This window comes from Gluconacetobacter aggeris, from assembly GCF_014174395.1.
Taxonomy (GTDB): domain Bacteria; phylum Pseudomonadota; class Alphaproteobacteria; order Acetobacterales; family Acetobacteraceae; genus Gluconacetobacter; species Gluconacetobacter aggeris.
Genome location: NZ_JABEQD010000003.1, coordinates 256,629 through 276,656 on the forward strand (window position 1 = coordinate 256,629; position 20,028 = coordinate 276,656).

Consider the following 20,028-nt stretch of genomic DNA (forward strand, 5'->3'; position numbering starts at 1 on the left):
TGATCCGCGTCGCCCGATGGCGGAAACTATAGACACCCAACAGGGAACACCCTCATGTCCGGTGGGTTATGGGAGCAATCGTGGGCGACGGATATCTCGACAGGCTGAATGACGCGCAACGGGCCGCCGTAACGCATGGAGTCGCGCAGGGCGCGGCACCTCCGGCCGCCCCCCTGCTGGTCATCGCCGGGGCCGGCTCGGGCAAGACCAATACGCTGGCCCACCGCGTCGCGCATCTGGTCGTCAACGGCGCCGATCCCCGTCGCATCCTGCTGATGACCTTCTCCCGCCGCGCCAGTGCCGAGATGGCGCGGCGGGTGGAGCGTATCTGCGGCCAGGTGCTGGGCGACAGGGCCGGCGCAATGGCCGACGCCCTGACCTGGGCCGGCACGTTCCACGGCATCGGCGCGCGGATCATCCGCGACCATGCCGAACAGCTCGGGATGGACCCGGCCTTCTCGATCCATGACCGCGAGGATTCCGCCGACCTGATGAACCTGACCCGGCACGAACTGGGTTTTTCCAAGACCGAAAGCCGATTCCCGACCAAAAATACCTGCCTGGCGATCTATTCCCGCGTGATAAATGCCGAACAACCGCTGGGCGACGTGCTGCTGAAACATTACCCATGGTGCGCAGGCTGGCAGGAACAGCTTAAAACCCTGTTCGGCGCCTACGTGGCGGCCAAGCAGGCCCAGAACGTGCTGGATTATGACGATCTGCTGCTGGTCTGGGCACAGATGATGGGCGATCCGGTGCTGGCGGCCGAAATCGGCGGCACCTGGGACCATGTGCTGGTCGACGAATATCAGGACACCAACCGCTTGCAGGCCACGATCCTGCTGGGCATGAAGCCCGATGGCACAGGCATGACCGTCGTCGGCGACGACGCCCAGAGCATCTATGCCTTCCGGGCCGCGACGGTGCGCAACATCCTCGATTTCCCGTCCGCTTTTCCCATTCCGGCGACTGTCCTGACCCTCGACCGGAACTACCGCTCCACCCAGCCGATTCTCGCCGCCGCCAACGCGGTGATCGAACAGGCGTCCGAACGCTTTGCCAAGAACCTCTGGACCGACCGGGAATCCGACGCCCTGCCCCGCCTGGTCTGCGTGAAGGACGATGCCGACCAGGCCCGCTATATCGTCGAACGCGTGCTGGAAGAGCGGGAACAGGGTACGGCGCTGAAGCAGCAGGCGGTGCTGTTCCGGACCTCGCACCATAGCGGGTCACTGGAAGTCGAACTGACCCGGCGCAACATCCCGTTCGTGAAGTTCGGCGGTCTGAAATTCCTCGACAGCGCGCATGTCAAGGACGTGCTGGCCATGCTCCGTTTCGCGGAAAACCCGCGCGACCGGATGGCCGGATTCCGGGTGATGCAGCTTCTGCCGGCCGTCGGCCCGACCTCGGCCCGGCGGGTACTCGACGCCATGCAGGACGCGGCAGACCCGATCGCCGCCCTGATGCAGGCCAGGGCACCGGCCCGTGCGGGCGAAGGCTGGGCCGGGTTTGTGGAAACGATGCACGGCCTGGGCAACCGATCCGCCGGCTGGCCGTCCGAAATCGGCCTGATCCGCCATTGGTACGAGCCGCATCTCGAACGGCTGCACGAGGACGCGACCACCCGCCTGGCCGACCTGCTGCAACTGGAGCAGATCGCGGGCGGCTACCCCTCCCGCGAGCGGTTCCTGACCGACCTGACGCTGGACCCGCCGGATGCGACCTCGGATCAGGCCGGCGTGCCGCTGCTCGATGAGGATTATCTGATCCTCTCCACCATCCATTCCGCCAAGGGGCAGGAATGGAAGAGCGTCTTCGTGCTCAACACCGTCGATGGCTGCATCCCCTCCGACCTCGGCACCGGCGAGACCGAGGAAATCGACGAGGAACGCCGCCTGCTCTACGTCGCCATGACACGGGCAAAGGATTCCCTCGACCTGATCGTGCCGCAGCGTTTCCATGTTCGCGGACAGCACGGCATGGGCGACCGCCATGTCTATGCCGCACGAACCCGCTTCATCGACCGTGAGATGCTGCCGCTCTTCGAAACGCGCGCCTGGCCGCTCGTCACGCCAGAGGACGAAAAGCGCCAGGACGCGGCAAAACATGTCCGCATCGACATGGCCGCACGGCTGCGCGGCATGTGGGGGTAGAACCGGCCGACGCGCCGCGCCCTATTTGCCCACCATCACGTCCGATGCCTTGATGACGGCATAGGCTTCGTCACCCACGGCCAGGGCAAGCTCGTCGATCGCTTCGTTCGTGATGGCCGAGGTGATCACGACGCCTCCGCCGACATCGATCGTCACATGCCCGGTGGTCTGGCCCTTGGTCACAGCCGTGACCGTGCCCTTGATCTGGTTACGTGCGCTCAGTTTCATGCCGCCCTCCTTGCGCCCTGTCCGCGCCGCACCGATTACACGCCGCCATAACCATTGGGGTGGCTCAAACGCCAGCGATAGGCCGTCTCGACGATCTCGTCGAGCGCCACGAAACGCGGCGCCCAGCCGGTTTCCCGGCGCAGTCGCTCGGCCCCGGCAACCAGCCGCGCCGGGTCACCCGGGCGACGGGGGGCCAGATGCCAGGGGACGACGCGTCCGGTCACGCGCTCGACGCTGCGGATCACCTCCATGTTCGAATGGCCGCACCCGGTGCCGACATTATAGACCACACTCCGGTCCTGGATGGCATCCAGCGCCGCCAGATGGGCGTGAGCCAGATCCGTGACATGGATATAGTCGCGGATGCAGGTTCCATCCGGCGTCGGATAATCATCGCCGAACAGGTGCAGCGCGTCCCTGCGCCCCAGCGCCGCGTCGATCACCAGCGGGATCAGATGTGTTTCGGGGCGATGATCCTCACCGATCCGCCCATCCGGATCGGCCCCGGCGGCATTGAAATAGCGCAGGCACGCACTGCGCAATCCATGAATCCGGTCGGCCCAGAGCAGCGCCCGCTCGACCATATGCTTGCTTTCGCCGTAGGGAGAGCCGGGAATGATCGGCGTCTCCTCGGTAATCAGCGCATCATCGGTCTGGCCGAACAGGGCGGCGGTCGAGGAGAAAACGAAGCGTTTCACGCCATGGCGGATACAGGCGTCGATCAGGGTAAAGCCCAATCCCGCATTGGCTTCCATGTAGCGTAGAGGGTGCTGCATGCTCTCGCCAACCAGCGACAGCGCCGCGAAATGCAACACCCCATCCCACGGGCCGCTGGCCAGGATCGTATCGACCATGGCGCGGTCCGCCAGGTCCCCTTCGACAAACGTCACGTCATCGGGGACCGACTCCCGATGGCCGGTGCGCAGATTGTCGAAGACCAGCACGTCATGCCCCGCGTCCCGCAAGGCAGCGACGACATGGCTGCCCACATAACCCGCTCCACCGGTAACCAGAAAACGGGATCGATTCGTCATGTCCCTAGCCTCAAACTGTCTCGCGGCCTGCACTCCGCGCGTGATTCTGGCCCCCGATGAGCCCTCTGCAATCGCCTGACGATCCTCAGGTCCGGTTGTAAGTATCCTCGAAGCGGACGATATCGTCCTCGCCCAGATAGGACCCGGTCTGGATCTCGATCAGCACCAGCGGAATCCTGCCCGGATTTTCCATCCGGTGGGTGCATTCCTGCGGCAGGTAGATGCTCTCGTTCTCATGGACGGTGATCTGCTCGGCGTTGCGCGTCACCAATGCCACACCACTGACGACGACCCAATGTTCGGCGCGATGGTAATGCTTCTGCAGCGACAGTTTCTCGCCGGGCATCACGACGATGCGCTTCACCTGGAAGCGCGTGTCCTGGATCAGGCTCTCGTAGAATCCCCACGGGCGATAGCAGCGATTATGGGCTTCGGCTTCCTTCCGGCCCTGGGCCTGCAGGCGGGCGACGATCTTCTTGACATCCTGCGCCCGGCTCCGCTGCGTGACCAGAACGGCATCCCGGGTCGCGACCACGACGACGTCGTCCACGCCCACAACGGCGGTCAGGATCTCGTCCGAATGAACATAGCTGCCATGGACCGATTCCAGGCAGACGTGACCCTGCGTCACATTGCCGTCGGCATCTTTCTCGCCGATATCCCACAGCGCATCCCAGCTGCCGATGTCGGTCCACCCGAAATCGCCGGCAATGACCGCGGCCTGGTCGGTATGCTCCATGACGGCATAATCGAAGGAGATATCCGGCGTCGAAAGGAAAGAGGCAGGGTCGAGACGCTGGAAGATCAGGTCACTGGTGCGGCGCTCCACAGCCTGCCGGACCGGCGCCAGCACCACCGGGGCATGGGTTTCCATTTCCTTGAGCAGCGTGCGGGCGGTAAAGACGAACATGCCCGAATTCCACATATATTTGCCCGACGCCACCAGTTCGGCGGCGGTTGCCGCATCCGGTTTCTCGATGAAGCCGGCAACCATGCTGGCCTCAGGCAGTCGCGACAGCGGCTTGCCGGCCTCGATATAGCCATACCCGGTTTCCGGCCGCGTCGGCTGCATGCCAAAGACAACGATATGGCCGCGCTGCGCGGCGGCAGCGGCGGCGGGCAGGAGCTGTTCAAGCGTTTCCGGCCGGGTGATGACGGCGTCGGCGGCCATGATCCACAGCACGGCATCCGGGTCGCTTTCAGCAGCCAGCAGGGCGGCCGCGGCGATGGCGGGCGCGGAGTTGCGGCCCGCGGGCTCCAGCACGATTCGCGCATTCTCGATCCCGGCCTCGCGCAGTTGCTCGGCGATCAGGAAGCGATGGTCGTTGTTGCAGATCACGATCGGCGCGTCGAACATCGCGCCAACCCCGCGTCGGGCCGTTTCCTGCAGCATCGTCCGGGAGCCGACCAGCGACCAGAGCTGCTTCGGGTAGCTGGCCCGCGACAGCGGCCACAGCCGGCTGCCTGTTCCACCGGACAGAATGACCGGCACGATCCTGATCGTGCTGGCAGCCTTGGCGCCAATCATCGGAAGAGTGGTGTCAGACATGGCATGGTCCTTCTGCTCTACTTGCCTGCAAAATCATGTCGCCCCCGGCCCCGCTCGCCGCATGGTTCCGGCACCTGCCGCCGCAATATCTCCCGGCAAACTGGCCATGCTGGCCGGACCACGAGGAAATCGTGTAACATAGCAGGTAACACATGCCATGCCGAGTGTCAGCCAGAGACGACGGCATACCGTTCAATAGCTTTGTTTCGCCTTTATTATGGCAACCCGTTCGTTATGGATTCACCCGACCATACGCCCCGCCCCTGCATGGCAGCCAGCCTCCGCCACCATCCGGCGGTCTCCTCACTGGCTTCAAAAAGAAGCCCCGACGGAAGGCCTCAGCACAGACTGGACCGCCCCCACATCCCGACCGGGCGGCCCCTGAACAGCCTCATCCCGCTTCAAGCCGCTTTCATAAGCCAGGATACGCTGCCTTTTCGCGCCGAGTCCCCATGTGACCAGCGCATGCACGCGCTTGTAACGCTGATGGAGGTGATGGCGCAGCCACGTGGCGCGTCTCAGCCTGCGCCAATATCGCGCCGTTTGCGGAAAATCCCGCGCGACCTCGCCATATACCGCCGAGGTTTCGGCATTCCAGGGCGGAAACGTGCCCTCCCACGGCTTGGGGCGTGCCATGTAATGAACGATCCGCGGGCTGATCATGGAAGATACGCGGACATTGTTCATAAAGACCGGAAAATTCCACGACAGCGACATGGAAAGGCAATACGGCAGGCCGACGAGGTTCAGAACATCCTGATCGGGAAAACGGGACGCCACTGGCTGGCTGGAGAAAATCCTCCATGCCTCCGCTCCAATGCGCGCCCAACCCCAACGCTCGGCATAGATCACGCCGGAATTGAAATACCGGCATGCATCGGCCGACGACAGACCGAGCGATGCAAGATGCGCCGCAATGATGCGGCTCTGCCGGTCCGTATCGTCCCGCGCAAATGTCATCGGATCGGGAGCGCCGTAGAACATTCCATACGGAACGGGCTTCAGCAACAGATCATCCAGCGGACCGCGGATCTGGGTATCGCCGTCCACGTACAGAAAATAATCATATTGCTGCGGAAGAAGCTCCGACAGAAACAGACGCGCCAGCATGGCCGGGGCACCCCGAATATCGGCCTCGCTTCGGCTCATGAACACGATATCGGCGCGCGCGCAAGCCTCGGCGAATATTGCTTCGGCAACAGTGTCGATTCCAAAGGCAATAATGACAATATCCGCCAGATCACGCCGCGTGAACCGGCGTGCCTGCAGCGCGCTGACGAAACTCGGGAACAGATAGGACATATCTGTGGTGTAGCAGACACAGCTCTTTGTCACACGCTCGGCCTTCTTTGCGATTTTCACGGATTCTTCAGTTCCCATAGACTCAGACTCCTGAAGGAGATCACCCAAGGCATTCCCTGAAACGATAACATAACATGCGCTATAGCCGGCCAACCCCGTGAAATACGCTGTGACAATACTCCGGATAAAGCAAGCATCGCTCAACGAACCCGGTTATGGGGCGCTCCCGTTCCTTCGACGTCCATGAACGCGATTTCTGTCCGACGTCCGGTAGACCTTCACTGAAAGGAGTCCTGCGAGACGGAATCGACGACGATCCGGTTGGCGGGAAACGTTACGGGCTTACGAAAGATGCCGATAATTTTTCCTCTTATCGCGAACAAGGCCAGATAGCCACGATCGAAGACCAGTCGCTCGATACCATCAGGCCGACCGGACATGAACCAGAACATGAAAAGGGAACCTGTGTATGCAACCGCGCCACCGATGCCGCAGGCGGCCAGGTCAGCAGCGGCATGTCCAAACGTATCGACAGGCGGCAGCAGCCATTTCAGCATCTCGACCGCGAGCACCATGAACAGGGACGCCCCGACGCTGAATTTCCACTCCAGAATCTGCCGCCAGACGCCAAGGCCGATCAGGCCACGCACCAGGAAAAGACCGAAGATATCCGCGGCGAGTTCCGACACGAAACGCGCGGCGATAACGCCCGAGAATCCCGCCCACAGGACGCCGATGATCACCAGAGGGAATTTGACGATAAATTCCAGAAGATTGCGCATCAGGACAGTCTTTGTCCGACCGAACGCCATCAGCAGCGGCAGGGTGGCGAGGGTGAACACGGCGGGCGTCAGGCTCAGGGCCAGCCAGCGGACCATCGGAGCTGCCCCCGACCAGGCCGGGCCAACGACGACACGGACCGTACTGTCCGCAACCAGGCTTTCGCCAATCAGCAGCGGCAACCCGATCGTCGCCATGGCAGCGGATGCCTTCTGGTAGCTGGCCGCCAGTCGCTCCTTATCATCCCCCAGATGAGAGAACGCCGCCAAAAGAGGGCGCGCCATCGGCCCGAACAGCGCGAAGAAGGGAATGTTGGTGATGTCGCCCGCGGTCGCGAACAGGCCGAGAGAGGCCCGGCTCACCACCTTGCCCAACAGCAGGCGTTCAAACTGCCAGTTGAGCGCGCTGACGATCTGCGCCATCGTTATCCACCCGGCGAAGTCTATAAAGACATGTCTCTCGCGCAGGCTCAGCCGTGGCCGGTACGGCGCAAAACAGTATGACTGCATCATAATGGCGCCGGAATACATCACTGTATTGAGCGCAATGGCCCAATAGCTGTGCGTAAGGAGCGCGATCACCGTCCCGAGGACGAAGCTGATGCCCTTGCCGGAGAGTTCGATGGCAAAGTCGCGCCAGAAACTGAGCTGCTTCTGGAACGCCGCCATGCGCGGGCTCACGAGACCACGCATGAAGGGACTCAGCCCAAGAACACATATAAGCGGGAGCAGGCGCGCATCATTGTAGAAATGCGCGGCAGGCACCGCACTGGCCATAAGGATGGCCATCAGGACGGCACCGCGGATCAGACCGATGGTGAAGGCCGTATCGTAATGCACACGCTCGATGACCGGCAGACGCAGCAAGGCCTGATTGATCGGCAGCTCCAGGACTGATTCCATCAAGGCGCACAAGCTTGCTGCGATCGCCACCAGCCCGAAATCGGCCGGCAGCAGGATGCGCGTCAGAACCAACATGCTTGCGAGATCAATGAACCGCGTCACCAGTCGGGCACCAACCATCAGCGCCGCGCCGGTCGCCGCGCGCGCACCGATATTGGCCGGCTTCGCTATCTCAGACATGCATCCCCCTGCTGTCCGCTCGCAGAACGGGGGCTGACGGCTGCGTCATGTTCCGAAACAAGGACGCCACGAGACGATCCACGGGACGATCCCTGCCCGGCCCGACGCCTGACAATGATTTCTTCGTAGATATTCATATAATCCGGGACCAACCGCTTGGCATCGAAGATCTCGGCGCCCCGCCGCGCGGCTTGTCTCATCGCCTCCCGCTGGTCGGGATCGCGCATGATCTCGCCAAGTGCCTGCGCAAGAATGCCAGGCTGCCCCGGAGGAACCAGGCGCCCGGCCGCTCCGAACTCCAGCATCTCGGTCGTTCCACCGACCGATGTCGCGACAATGGCGCAACCGGCGGCACGGGCCTCGCCAATCGTCAGGCTACCGGGATCGGCATAGGACGCAAGGACAAAGATATCCGCCTGACTATAGAGCAGTTGGGGAGTATCCACATAGCCCAGGAAGATGACCCGTTCCGACAGGCCGCACGCCGCGACCCGCGCTTCCAGGTCCGCCCGATCGGGGCCCTCCCCGGCGATATAGACGGTCCATTCAGGCATCGACGGCAGAAGGTGCGAAGCAGCTTCAATAACGTCGGCAACTCCCTTGCGTGCATGAAGACCGCAGATCAGCGTGATGTTGGGATGACGCAATGTCGGCACGATCCCGGCATCTCCCTTCATGGATACCATATCATGCCTGGCGGACCCGACCGGCGCATTCCACACCACGCGCGTCCGCTCCGGCGGAAACCCGCGCTTGACAAGCGCCTGCCGCTCGGCCTCGCTGACGGCGACAATTCTGCCCCCCATGCGCATCAGGATCGAGTGCCGATCGAAGGAATTGTGAACTGTCGTCACCAGCGGAACGGAAGCGAGACGAGACGCGATGGCGCCGATCAGGGCACCACCCATCATATGGGCATGGATGATATCCGCCCGAATGGCGCGACACAGCCGCGTCAACGCCACCGCACTGCGCAACATCGCGAAAGGCTTCTTCTGGTCTTGCGGCAGCATCACGTGGCGGACGCCCTCGCTCTCCAGAAGTTCGACGAATGTGCCGCCTCCGCTGCAGAAATAGACGCTATGCCCGGCTCGGGCCTGCTCGCACGCCAGGTCAACGGCAACATGCACGTTGCCATTGGCACGGCCGCAATGCTTCGACAGATGAATGATCGTTTTACGGTATTCATAAAAAGCATTCATAACACTTCATCTTTCATACCGTGATGCTGCGACTCACGCGAGCGATCCGCCATGCCATCCCCCGCATCCCGCACGATCCCGATCCTGTCGGTCGTGCCGGACCGCTGACAAGAGCGCGCGGCCATGGCTTCGTCGACGATTTCCATGAAACGCCGACGAAATGCCTCCTCCGAGAAACGCATGGCGTTGGCACGACACGTTTCGGCACGGATACGATGGTGATTTTCCTCGAACGTCCGCACGGCCGCGACAATCGCCTCCGCCGTCTGTTCTGGAAACAGCACGCCGGTGGGATCGGTTTCATTTTCTCCGATCACGATATCGCAGGCTCCCCCCACGCCGTAGGCGATGACCGGCGTGCCACAGGCCTGCGCCTCGGCCATAACGATGCCGAAATCCTCCGCTGCGGCAAAAACGAAAGCACGAGCCTTCCCCATCAGCGCAACGAGTTCGTCGATCCGCACGGGCTTGCGGATCTCGATATTCGCGCAACCGGCAGCAGCCGCCCTGATCGCCGCATCGCCCTCACCTTCCCCAATGATGACGAGCCTGCGATCGGGCATCCTGCTGAACGCCTCGGCGATCAGGTCGATCCGTTTGTAAGGAACGAAGCGCGAGACGACGAGATAGAAATCCTGTCTCTCGGACGAAAGACGAAATTTCTCTACGGCGACGGGCGGATTGAGAACCAGAGCCTCCCGGCGCCAGGCCTTCTGCACGCGCCGGGCGATATAGCGCGAATTGGCAATAAACAGATCCACCCCGGAAGCCGAACGCGCATCCCAGTTCCGAAGCCGATGGAGAAGCCACCGCGTGTAAAGACCCATCGCCCCCCATCGCAGCCCTCGTTCCTCCAGATAGCGCGCCTGAAGGTCCCACGCATAGCGCATCGGACTATGGACATAGCTGACATGAAGCTGGTCCGGTCCGGTAATGATCCCTTTCGCAACCGCATGATGGCTGGAAATCACGAGGTCGTAGCCGGTCAGGTCGAATTGCTCGACAGCCAGCGGCATCAGGCCAAGGAACTTGCGAAAATGACGTTTTGCAAAAGGAAGTTTCTGTATAAAGGAAGTCCGGACGATATGCCCCTTCAGAAACCCCCTCTGCTTCTCCGACATGAAATCCGCGACCACGAAGACATCCGCCGAAGGATAGCAGAGCAGGACCTGTTCCAGAACCCGTTCCGATCCGGCATACTTCTCCAGCCACTCATGGATGACGGCAATCCTGGGGGACTGTTCCTTCGGTCCGCCCCCCTCCTGCGCCGGCACGACATGCGAATTGCGCATCATCTGGATGGCTCCATGCTGGAGGGACGATGAACAGGGGTGGGAACGGCGTGCCATGCGGCAGCGATAATGCCGGCCATGGCGGCACTGGCCTGCGCCCAATTGTAGCGCAGCAGACGCCCCGCCCCGGCGTCGCGAAGCCGTCCGGCCAACCCGTCCTCGTCGAGGATACGCATGACCTGACGCACGAAAGCATCCTGGGAGAACGGATCTGCGAACAGCGCAGCCTCGCCGCAGACTTCGCGCAGGACCGGAATATCGCTCGCAACGACCGGACAGGCGCAAGCCATCGCCTCCACCGCCGGCAGCCCGAACCCCTCGTAGCGCGAAGGAAACACAAAGCAGGCGGCATGCTCGTACAGCGCGCGCAGGGCGCCGTCGGATACCCGGCCCAGATAGCGGGCGACCCGTGGCATATCCTCACCACCCTGCTGCTGGAAGATCCCGTCCCGTCGTGCCCCCACAATGGCAAGCACCAGGCCGCGTGCCGCCAGCGCCTCGCCGAGCTTCGCGAGAACACGCAGATTCTTGTGCGCAACAAGATTGCCGACCACGAGCACATAGCGCCCGGGTACCAGATCATTCATGGCCAGAACCGTGGCGTCGGCCGGAACGGCCCGGACATGGTCCCCCCCCTCCGGAATGACGGAAACCTGCTCCTCCCGCGCACCCAGATGGTGCATGATCTCGCCCCGGGCGAATTCCGACACCGTGACGATCCTCACCCCCCTCGCAACCAGCCCGGCCTGCATCACGCGGTAAATCGTCCGGAAGCGTGCGGAATAGGCCTCCGGCACGCTCGCCCAGCCGCAATCATGGATCACGACGATCTGCCGGCGCGCCAGAAGCGGGGCGGTATTGCCAAGATTGACCAGAAGACCGCCGGACGTCGCCCAGGGAAGCACGGCCTGCTCCCACAGATGCCCTCCTCCGACGCCGAATGTCCTGATCCGGACATTCCCGAAACGGCCCCCCTCCCGCCCCCCGCCCTCCTTGCCGGAAGGCGGGACGACGATTTCCGAAATCACCCCCTGCCGCACAAGCCCGGCGGAAATTTCGGTCGCGAAACGCTGAACGCCGCTCAGCGTCTGCTTCAGGAAACGGCCGTTCAGATAAACGGGGAGTTCCCGCGCCTCATGCGTTGTCATAGCCGTGCAGATCCTGCGCCAGATAGGCATGCATGCTGCTGTCCCGCCCGAGGTCGTTCATGTCCGCCTGGGTCAGAATCCCACCCAGCACGCGCACACCGCACGCGTGAAGCCGCCGCATGGTCGTCAGCACGGCGTCCATCTCGGTCCGCTGCCACCGCACGGCGATGACCGCGCCATCCACCAATCGTCCGGCAGATGCGGCATCCGGAATGACCAGGACGGGCGGCATGTCGATCAGGATCAGATCGTAGAGCGTCCGCGCTTCCGCGATGATCGCCGCAAGCTGCTTCAGGTCGAGCAGATACCGCCCACTCCCGTTGGAGCGCGTGCCCCGCAGCGTGATCAGGTCGACATTCTGCATGATGTCCCGCGTAAGCCCCGGCAGCCGGGACGCGCCCGAGCCTTCGCCCTGGGGGGGCCGGAAGGTGGGACGGATCGACAGGCCGACCTGGTTGCGGCGGATATCCGCATCGATGATAAGCGCCCGCGCCTGGCTGCGCGCCGTGCTCGCGGCGAGGGCGACGGAAAGGAACGTCTTGCCCTCTCCCGGCAGTGCGGACGTCACCAGCACGACCTGCGCGCGAAACCGCTCGTCGCCATGACGCAGCATGTTGCAGATATGATCGACCGAAAGCGTATAGGACGATGTCCTGTATTCCAGCAGAGGCCGGCGCTCGCGCCCCGCGAAGGGAACGACACCGAGTGGAAACAATGTCGTCCTCTGTTCAAGCTGCTCCAGCGTGCGCACGCCGGGTCTCAGCCGCTCGAGCAGGATTGTGCCGAAGCAGCCAACCGCGAGCGAAAGGAGGCCGGCCGCGCCGATCAATTGTCCCCGATGCGGACCCGACGGGGCGAGAGGCGCCTGCGCGTAAGAGATGAGTACGGCATCCGGCTCCTGCATCGCCGCCTGGGCGGATGTCTGCTCAAACCGGGTCAGGTAGTCGCGATAGACAGCCTGCGCCGCCTCCGCCTCGCTGACGAGCTGACGCAGTTGCACCTCGGCCACGTTCTCACCCGCGACAGCGCCCTTGAGATCACGCACCCGCGCCTCCAGCGTCGCGACCTCCGCACGCGTCGCCTCGAGCTGCGCGCGCAGGCTGCCGGCAATATGGCTCTCCTCCGCTCCAAGCTGGGCACGAAGCCCCGCGATCGCGGAATTAAGCTGGCGCAGACGCGGGCTTTCCGACATATCCGTCGTCTGCAGATCAGCCCTCTGCTTTTCCAGTTGCGCGAGTTCGCCCGAAATCTGCTGGACGAGCGGCGACGCCACCACCGCGGGCAACGCCCCCAGCGATCCGCCGCGCCGCGCTGCCTGCACCTGGTCATAGATGCTCTGCTGCTCGGCGAGCTTGTTGGAGGCTTCCGTCAGCGCGATGTCGACGCGGCTCATCCGGCGGCCCGTCAGCGTCGTCTGGTCCCCATCGCGGGAAACCTCCTGACTCAGGACCAGGCCATGCGCCCGGCGAAACTCTTCGACGCGCCCTTCCGCCTCGGCCACTCGCGACTGAAGCGCGCCGATCTGCTCGTTCAGCCACTCATGGGCATGGGCAACAGTCGTGATCTTGAGATCGCGCATGAAGTCCAGATAGGTGGCGGCGTACGCATTCGCGATCCTCGCACTCAACGCCGCATCGTTCGTCTTGGCGCTGACCGCGATCGTGTACGAGCGGCCGTCATTCCCGACCGTCACATGCCGCAGCAACCAGTCGATCGCAACCTGGCGCTGCTCGGTGCGCGAGAGCGGCTTGGGGGGCGCGGGATCGAGGCCCAACCGGTGACGGACAACATCCATCACCCCCCACGGCCCGGGTGACGGCGCAGACGGATAGATGATCTTCTGAAGCTCGGGCCGATGGACGAGATCGATACGGTCGACCACCTTTCCAGCCATGTCTCTCGACAGGAGGATGTCGGTCTGAGTGTGAATCATGAGCGTGTCGCCGCTGACGGCGCCGCCATGAGCCTGAAGATCGGTGAACTCCGTCTTTCCCGTATCGACAAGGAGCGAGGACTGGGTTTCGTAATAGCGCGGGATGGAGAGGATCACGCCCGCCATGGGAATGAACAGCCCGGCTGTGATCAGCAGGACGGTCCATTTCCGACGCCGAACGATGACCAGCGCGTTTCCCAGCGGCACATGTTCCGCCGCCGTTGCCGCAAGCGGCATGGGCGGCGGACCGACGAATGATTCGTCGCGGACGGACAGCATTGTCATGGCGGGACCTATTGCGCACCGTCGTGCCGCAGCACGGCGGGAATCGTTTTCAGGAGAATCACGACGTCCTTCCAGAACGTCCAGTGGCGGACATAGGCACTATCCAGCGCCACACGCCGTGCGTAGCTGGTATTGCTGCGCCCGCTGACCTGCCAGAGCCCCGTCAGGCCCGGTCGGGTCGCATAATAATAGGTGATATTGTCGCCATAGCGCTCGACCTCGGCCTGGATGATCGGGCGCGGCCCGACCAGGCTCATGTCACCGCGCAGGATGTTCAGCAACTGCGGCAGCTCGTCCAGGCTTGTCGCGCGCAGAAAGCGGCCCAGGGGCGTAATGCGTGGATCGCGACGCAGCTTCTGGGTCTCTACCCACTCCTGGCGTGCGGCCTCGTCCCGCTCCAGAAGATCCTTCAGGACCTGGTCCGCGTTGGAAACCATGCTCCTGAACTTGAGGCAGCGGAAGCTTCGCCCGTTCTCCCCGATCCGGCTATGACCGAACAAGGCCGCTCCGCCGTCACGACGAACCAGCACGGCGATCACCAGCATGACAGGCAACGAGAAGAACAGCATCGTCCCGGCGACCACGACATCCAGCATGCGTTTGCGCGGATCGCGGATGGCCGCGGCGTTTTCGGGCCTGGCGACTTGCCCGCCGATAAGCCCGGCATAGGGAACAACAACCGTCGCGTCCTCCGCGGCGATAAAGGCGGTCCCCATGAATTTTTCTTGATGCAGACCAGACATACTAGCACCTCGTCATCTGCGAAGAAGGAAGCTGACAGGCAAGTTGAAGCGGCATGATCCCGATCCGATTGCTACCTCCCTGATATGATCGGAACGTTGCCTGTGCAGACGAGCACGGCGCAATAATAAAAGAAGCAAATAATGTGTTTTTAATCATTGACGAAAGTATTTATCATCCAAACCTATCGTTATTTACATGTTAAAATATAGATTGTTCGTTGAAATTCTTACATTTCTTCGTCAGGTCAGCTTTGCCGCCTTTCCAGGTTGCATAAAATAACGATCACATAATTGTGACCATTCGTTTTAGACATAAAAAATCGTCGTCAGGCGGAGAAAGCGATTTAACGCATAAATTGGCCATTTTTAACGTAATATTTTGCTGCTCCGTGGAACGATAGATCTTCGTACTTCTTATGTTGCCGCGCGTTTATTTCTTGCGGTGTCTTCCTCTCCCGTCCGGTGTTGTTCTTCGTGCCGGGCAGCGAACGGATGCGCACGGCAATAAAGCGTCGTGATTCTTTTCCTTGGTCAAGGAGTATGGCCTCACGCAGGACTGATCGTGAAACGATGCAGGAAGTAGGAACAACGCTAAAACAGGGAAGAAAGCGATGCGGGACGACAAGCTTGAAAAGACGCCGGGAATTCATACCGGACCGTCGATGTCGGCATCCCTGGGACCGCACCGGGCCGATCCGGCAGATGCCTTTATAACGCTATTGTTACTTGACGGGTACAGAACCCGCCGGCGCATATATGACAATCGAACAGTTGGAAGGTCGTTCTCTTCTCCACGGTCCCAATGCCACTCCCGACCGATCCGGAGACGCTCCGGGACACGGAACGTATGCGTTAGTCCTGCCCCCGGAGCACAGCCTCATTCTGATCCTCGCGCACAAGAAGGAAGCCGGAACGACGACCGTTCGTTTTTCGTATCCGATCGGGATACGAATTGGCGACACACGCTGCCCATCACGAGCGGGGAGTTAGCGTGACGTGCCGGGGCCGGGGGCAAACATCCTAAATATTCGACTGATCGGCCAGATGGTCGCCACGACCGCCACGGGAAAGAACGTCCTTCCCGCCGGCGCCCGAAGAACACGCGGATTGCTGGCCATTCTCGCCCTGTCCAACCGCAAGCCCGTCATGCGTCAACGCCTGACCGAACTTCTGTGGAGCAAACGTCCGACCGACCTCGCACGCGCCTCCCTGCGGCAGGAGATCCATCGCCTGCTCGACGTGCTTCAGCCTTTCGGCACCGAGATTATCGACATCGGGCGCCATACATTGACGCTCAAACCAGACCTGACATCGGTCGATGTCGAAGAAATCTACGCCGGCTGCCTGGATGCGCTGGACCACACAGTCGAACCGGAGGAAATCTTGTTTCCGGATCTGAACGGTATCGACCCGGCCTTCGACCTCTGGCTTCAGACCCAGCGCGCACGGTTTTCCCGTCACATCCAGCGCCTCATGAAATCCGAACAGGCGCCTCCGAACGATCCTGGCAGCATCCTCTCCCCCATATCATCATTCGGCTGGAAAGGTCCCCCGCCCATCGAAAGCGCTTCCGGCGCCCCTGCGCCGAACGCACAGACGGGCCAGTTCCATCCACCGCCCAATTCCCCGCTGCCTTCCAGCCATTTCCCCTGGAAGGAGGCGGCTCCGGCACTCGAAACCTTGCGCCGCCTGTCCGATCCACCCGAGAGCGGCTCACACCCGCAGACCGCGGAAGGCGAAGCTGCGCCCCCCGCCCCGTCGTACACAGCACGCTCCCTCAGCCTTGCCCTTATGCCGATTGAAACGAAAGAGCCGTCCTTGACGGCACTGGCGGACGAACTCGGGAGCCAACTCAACGTGCTGTTCGTCGGGTCCGATGCCTTTACGCTTGTCATCCCGCGCCCCTCCCCCGAAGGCACGCATGCCGTGGCTGACTGGATCGAGAACCTTCGAAGCAAGAACATCGATTTTCTGTGCTCGGGCATCCTGCATTCCGGTGCCGAAGGCCCGCAGGAATATTCCGTTCTGTTGCTGCGGCTGATCGACGTGCAGAATGGCGGCGAGATGATCTGGACAGTGCGGGCTGCCTTGCCCCCAGGCACCAGACAGAAGCCCGGCCTCGCCGTCCCCCTGCTCGCCCGGGCCGTATTGTCGGCGCAATGGGCTAGCATCCTCCGCCATGCCAGGGCCCTCCTCAAGCGCAGTGTTCAGACCCTGGCCCCGGATCAACTGGCAGCCCGGGCGCTGGTCACGCTGCTGCAAGCCAACCAGCACGCATTACACGAAGCTGAAACCCTTCTCAAATTCGCGGAATGGCTGGGTCCGACCCTGCCGCTCGTCGCCTGCGCGCGCGCCGTAATGGAGATGACACGCGCCGGCGCGTTTCTCCAGGGCGACTACCCGGCAGGGGTGGCACGTGCCCTGGCAGCCGCGCAGCAGGCGGCCAGTCTTTCACAGCACAATATCAGCCGCAATTTCCTGCTCGCTTTCGTCTATTGTCATATTCCCGGCTACGCGGATACGGCCGACGCGCTTCTATCCGCATTCAGGATCACCAACGAAGGCCCCGATCAGGCCTGGTTCGCCCCATACCGGACACTCCAGGCCCTGCTGGCCCTGGTCAATGGCCAGCAGGAAACGGCCCGCAAGATTCTGAGCCATTATCGCATATCGGGAAATGCCCAGCCGCTCAGCGTGGCGATGGACCCCTGCGCGGCGCTCTATCTGTTCCTGGTCGATCTGCCCAAGGAAGCCAGCAAGATCGGGCGGATGGTCGCTGCCCTCTATCCACAGCTTCCATCGGCCCTCGTATATCATCTCGTGGCACTCACCACCGAGGAGAATAGCACCGAACGCGCCGACATCCTGGCCCGGCTTTCCGCACTCGACCCCACCCTCACCATCCGGCGCGTCATGGCGGCCCATCCCTACTTGCCCGCCGGAGCCCGCGCGAAACTCGCAGCCGCGCTGCGCCTGACAGGCCTTCCGGAATGACGGGGGGCCGCTCGCAAGACCGGCCTGCCGGCGAGCGGCTCGCCCAGTTTCATGTCCGGCATGGTACTCCCCTGTCGAGACGTCGAACGACGGGAAACTGGCCGCACAAAGCCCAGGACATCCGCGCCCGATCGTCGGCGGCCCAGGCTCCGTCAGCGGCCTGAAAAGAAGTATCTTCGATCCGCTGTCATTTCCTCCGTGAAATCCTGATCCAGCGGCCGATCAACAGGGCAATCGGGAAACTGAGCGCAATATAGGCGCCAATGGCGGCAAGAATTGTCTGGATCATGCTTGTGCGCGGCCATCCCGGAAATAAACGTGTCAAAGGAAATTGTATATCATAAGGTTGCTGCCCGCTCCGGCGTCATCCGTCCGCGCACGAGATCGAAGAAGGCAAGCATATTTCCCACGAGGCGGCCACGTCTGTCTATATAGGGTTCGGGATGCAGAGCCTTCGCGATGTTGGAGAGCAGATTGCGGATAATATGCTCCCAGGCGCGGGTGCGGGGATATCCCTCCCCCTTTGCCGCGATATAAAGCGGATTGGCAACCTGCGAATATCCCAGCTTGATCCCGGAACTGCGCCCCCGCTTTACGCCGAGATGAACGCCTCGCGCGCCCGGCAGGAGCAATATTTCGCCGTAGGCGGCAAGCCGACGAGACAGATCCACATCTTCCTGCCATCCATAGAGCGGCAGACGCTCGTCGAACGAAAGGCCGAAAGCCCGCATGGGCGCAAGACGAAGCGCCATGTTGCAGCCATATCCGGTAAAGACAGTCTCGGGCGCCCCCGGGTCGTTCCCTTGCGCGCATGCCGCCAGAATGGCCCGACCCTCGGCGACAGCCAGGCCCGGTCCCTTGATCCCATCGGCGAGAACGGCCCCGGTTACGACAACCGTACGATCGTTCGCTTCCATGTGCGTCTCGACCGCCTCGAGATAATGCGCATCTGCAAGGAAATCGTCATCGAAGAACATCACGATTTCAGCATCGGGAACAGCGGCGATGATCGCATTGCGCTGCCGCGTCAGTCCGCGCGGGCCGGTCATCAGGCGCACCCCGGGAAACGCCTCCGCGGCACCCAGAATATCCTCTTCCGACGGCGCGCAGACCACCACTTCATCGGGCTGGCGGGTCTGGTATCTGAGATCATGAAGGGTTTCGGCAAGGACGGATGCCCGGCCGGCCGTGGCAATACCGACGACAATCTTCATCGCTCATCCCCCCGCAACGTCATGGTGCCTTCCTGCTCTGATAAACGCGGACGTAATCAACTTCCATTATCGCCGGGCTAGGCGCCTTGTCGATCGGCCAGCCGCCGCCCAGCCCCAGATCGACGAGCACATCGAGCCCCCCAAGCGGGCGCGACGGCGCAGGCGTACGCCAGATCTCACGACGGTCGAAATAGAAAATGACCCATTGCGGCGTCACCTCCGCGCCGTAAGTGTGGAATGCCTGCGAAAGGCTCCCGCTCGGCACGGGCTGGATATGCATCTGGGAATGGTTTTCATGGCTGTTCTTCGGATTCCATTCCGTGACAGTCGTATTATAGGCTGCCGGAAAACGACCGTAATGCTCGATGATGTCGACTTCCAGGGAATGTTTTCCAGACCCCGCCGGCGTCAGTTCGTCAAGCCAGAAGGCGGGCCACACCCCATCCCCGGCGGGCAGACGTGCCCGCATCTCGAAATAGCCATAAGGCGCGGTAAAGCCGCGGCCATAACCAGGCGAGGATGACAGAAGACCCGACTGCCACTTGCCGTCGGCCGTCTTCCGCATCTCGATCCGAAGGATTCCGTCCCGAACGCTGAACGGCAAACCCGGTTCCTTGTCGCGGAAGGCGGCATCGCCGAAATCGCCCCCCCAAGGCGTATGCGCACTCCAAACCGTGTCGGCACCGTGCGGCGAGACGCTGAGACGGTCGAATTCCTCGTCAAAGAGCAAAGTACGGCCATCGAGGTCGATCATATCACCTGGAGAAGCCCCGAACGCGGTCCCCCAGAGACTAGCCCAGCCGATACCCAACATGACAAAACTGCCCCTCATGGCGGGGATGATACGCTGCCTCAGTCTTTCGATGATCGCTGGAATGGACCTGGTCATGGTGCCTCCCTGGACAAAGCCGGTTTCTTGCGAGGCAACGTCGCCGCCGACCGGAGGTTGTCCCCCGTCCCGCTTCCAGTAAGCAGATACACGCCTAAAAAGAAACTTGATCTGCATTCGGACGTAGACGATGATTAATACATCCAACGCCTTCCGTCCATCTTTTCGATCCCGGTACGCTCGGGCGTCCAACACATAAC

14 protein-coding genes are annotated in these 20,028 nt (G+C 62.2%); 2 read left to right on the top strand and 12 right to left on the bottom strand.

Features of this window, described 5'->3' with window-relative positions; all coding sequences use genetic code 11:
- Positions 1 to 80 precede the first annotated feature (80 nt).
- Positions 81 to 2,153: an ATP-dependent helicase gene (locus HLH36_RS06245; protein ID WP_338030188.1), complete on the top strand. Its 2,073-nt coding sequence runs from the start codon at positions 81 to 83 to the stop codon at positions 2,151 to 2,153.
- Positions 2,154 to 2,174: 21 nt separating this feature from the next.
- Here HLH36_RS06245 and HLH36_RS06250 read toward each other — a convergent pair whose 3' ends face one another.
- From HLH36_RS06250 to HLH36_RS06295, 10 genes are all read right to left on the bottom strand, one after another.
- On the bottom strand, positions 2,175 to 2,381 hold the full coding sequence (locus HLH36_RS06250; RefSeq protein WP_182985574.1) for a TOBE domain-containing protein: 207 nt from the start codon (positions 2,379 to 2,381) through the stop codon (positions 2,175 to 2,177).
- Positions 2,382 to 2,416: 35 nt separating this feature from the next.
- Entirely contained in the window at positions 2,417 to 3,415 is a 999-nt protein-coding gene (gene galE, locus HLH36_RS06255; protein WP_182965131.1) for a UDP-glucose 4-epimerase GalE, read from the bottom strand.
- Positions 3,416 to 3,500: 85 nt separating this feature from the next.
- Positions 3,501 to 4,964, bottom strand: a complete 1,464-nt coding sequence (locus tag HLH36_RS06260) for a mannose-1-phosphate guanylyltransferase/mannose-6-phosphate isomerase (RefSeq protein ID WP_182985575.1) — start codon at positions 4,962 to 4,964, stop codon at positions 3,501 to 3,503.
- A 312-nt stretch (positions 4,965 to 5,276) separates the two neighbouring features.
- Positions 5,277 to 6,344: a glycosyltransferase family 8 protein gene (locus HLH36_RS06265; RefSeq protein WP_220792725.1), complete on the bottom strand. Its 1,068-nt coding sequence runs from the start codon at positions 6,342 to 6,344 to the stop codon at positions 5,277 to 5,279.
- A gap of 200 nt (positions 6,345 to 6,544) precedes the next feature.
- Positions 6,545 to 8,128, bottom strand: a complete 1,584-nt coding sequence (locus tag HLH36_RS06270; RefSeq protein WP_182985576.1) for a lipopolysaccharide biosynthesis protein — start codon at positions 8,126 to 8,128, stop codon at positions 6,545 to 6,547.
- Positions 8,116 to 9,330 (bottom strand): glycosyltransferase family 4 protein, encoded by a 1,215-nt coding sequence (locus tag HLH36_RS06275; protein ID WP_182965128.1) that lies wholly within the window; start codon positions 9,328 to 9,330, stop codon positions 8,116 to 8,118. Before HLH36_RS06275 ends, HLH36_RS06270 begins: the two co-directional genes overlap by 13 nt.
- Complete coding sequence (locus HLH36_RS06280; protein ID WP_338030400.1) at positions 9,327 to 10,466, bottom strand: glycosyltransferase; 1,140 nt, start codon at positions 10,464 to 10,466, stop codon at positions 9,327 to 9,329. The genes HLH36_RS06275 and HLH36_RS06280 overlap by 4 nt, the downstream gene beginning before the upstream one ends.
- A 155-nt stretch (positions 10,467 to 10,621) precedes the next feature.
- Positions 10,622 to 11,770 (bottom strand): glycosyltransferase family 4 protein, encoded by a 1,149-nt coding sequence (locus tag HLH36_RS06285; protein WP_182985577.1) that lies wholly within the window; start codon positions 11,768 to 11,770, stop codon positions 10,622 to 10,624.
- A complete protein-coding gene (locus tag HLH36_RS06290; RefSeq protein ID WP_182985578.1) occupies positions 11,757 to 13,988 on the bottom strand; it encodes a GumC family protein in 2,232 nt (743 codons plus the stop codon). Before HLH36_RS06290 ends, HLH36_RS06285 begins: the two co-directional genes overlap by 14 nt.
- 8 nt (positions 13,989 to 13,996) lie before the next feature.
- Positions 13,997 to 14,704, bottom strand: a complete 708-nt coding sequence (locus HLH36_RS06295) for a sugar transferase (protein ID WP_246376506.1) — start codon at positions 14,702 to 14,704, stop codon at positions 13,997 to 13,999.
- A 1,071-nt stretch (positions 14,705 to 15,775) separates the two neighbouring features.
- Here HLH36_RS06295 and HLH36_RS06300 point away from each other — a divergent pair.
- The gene (locus tag HLH36_RS06300; protein WP_182985580.1) at positions 15,776 to 17,725 is read left to right on the top strand and encodes an AfsR/SARP family transcriptional regulator; all 1,950 of its coding nucleotides are present in this window, start codon (positions 15,776 to 15,778) and stop codon (positions 17,723 to 17,725) included.
- Between the two features lie 338 nt (positions 17,726 to 18,063).
- Here the strand turns inward: HLH36_RS06300 and HLH36_RS06305 are convergent, their stop codons facing one another.
- Both HLH36_RS06305 and HLH36_RS06310 read right to left on the bottom strand, forming a co-directional pair.
- Positions 18,064 to 18,939, bottom strand: a complete 876-nt coding sequence (locus HLH36_RS06305) for a glycosyltransferase family 2 protein (RefSeq protein WP_182985581.1) — start codon at positions 18,937 to 18,939, stop codon at positions 18,064 to 18,066.
- Positions 18,940 to 18,958: 19 nt separating this feature from the next.
- On the bottom strand, positions 18,959 to 19,975 hold the full coding sequence (locus tag HLH36_RS06310; RefSeq protein WP_182985582.1) for a glycoside hydrolase family 16 protein: 1,017 nt from the start codon (positions 19,973 to 19,975) through the stop codon (positions 18,959 to 18,961).
- Positions 19,976 to 20,028: the final 53 nt, after the last annotated feature.

Coding starts and splice junctions, on each gene's coding strand:
- HLH36_RS06265 (WP_220792725.1), bottom strand. CDS start 6,344: ATGGGAACTGAAGAATCCGTGAAAATCGCAAAGAAGGCCGAGCGTGTG.
- HLH36_RS06260 (WP_182985575.1), bottom strand. CDS start 4,964: ATGTCTGACACCACTCTTCCGATGATTGGCGCCAAGGCTGCCAGCACG.
- HLH36_RS06275 (WP_182965128.1), bottom strand. CDS start 9,330: ATGAATGCTTTTTATGAATACCGTAAAACGATCATTCATCTGTCGAAG.
- HLH36_RS06300 (WP_182985580.1), top strand. CDS start 15,776: ATGGTCGCCACGACCGCCACGGGAAAGAACGTCCTTCCCGCCGGCGCC.
- HLH36_RS06305 (WP_182985581.1), bottom strand. CDS start 18,939: ATGAAGATTGTCGTCGGTATTGCCACGGCCGGCCGGGCATCCGTCCTT.
- galE (WP_182965131.1), bottom strand. CDS start 3,415: ATGACGAATCGATCCCGTTTTCTGGTTACCGGTGGAGCGGGTTATGTG.
- HLH36_RS06250 (WP_182985574.1), bottom strand. CDS start 2,381: ATGAAACTGAGCGCACGTAACCAGATCAAGGGCACGGTCACGGCTGTG.
- HLH36_RS06295 (WP_246376506.1), bottom strand. CDS start 14,704: ATGGGGACCGCCTTTATCGCCGCGGAGGACGCGACGGTTGTTGTTCCC.
- HLH36_RS06270 (WP_182985576.1), bottom strand. CDS start 8,128: ATGTCTGAGATAGCGAAGCCGGCCAATATCGGTGCGCGCGCGGCGACC.
- HLH36_RS06285 (WP_182985577.1), bottom strand. CDS start 11,770: ATGACAACGCATGAGGCGCGGGAACTCCCCGTTTATCTGAACGGCCGT.
- HLH36_RS06290 (WP_182985578.1), bottom strand. CDS start 13,988: ATGACAATGCTGTCCGTCCGCGACGAATCATTCGTCGGTCCGCCGCCC.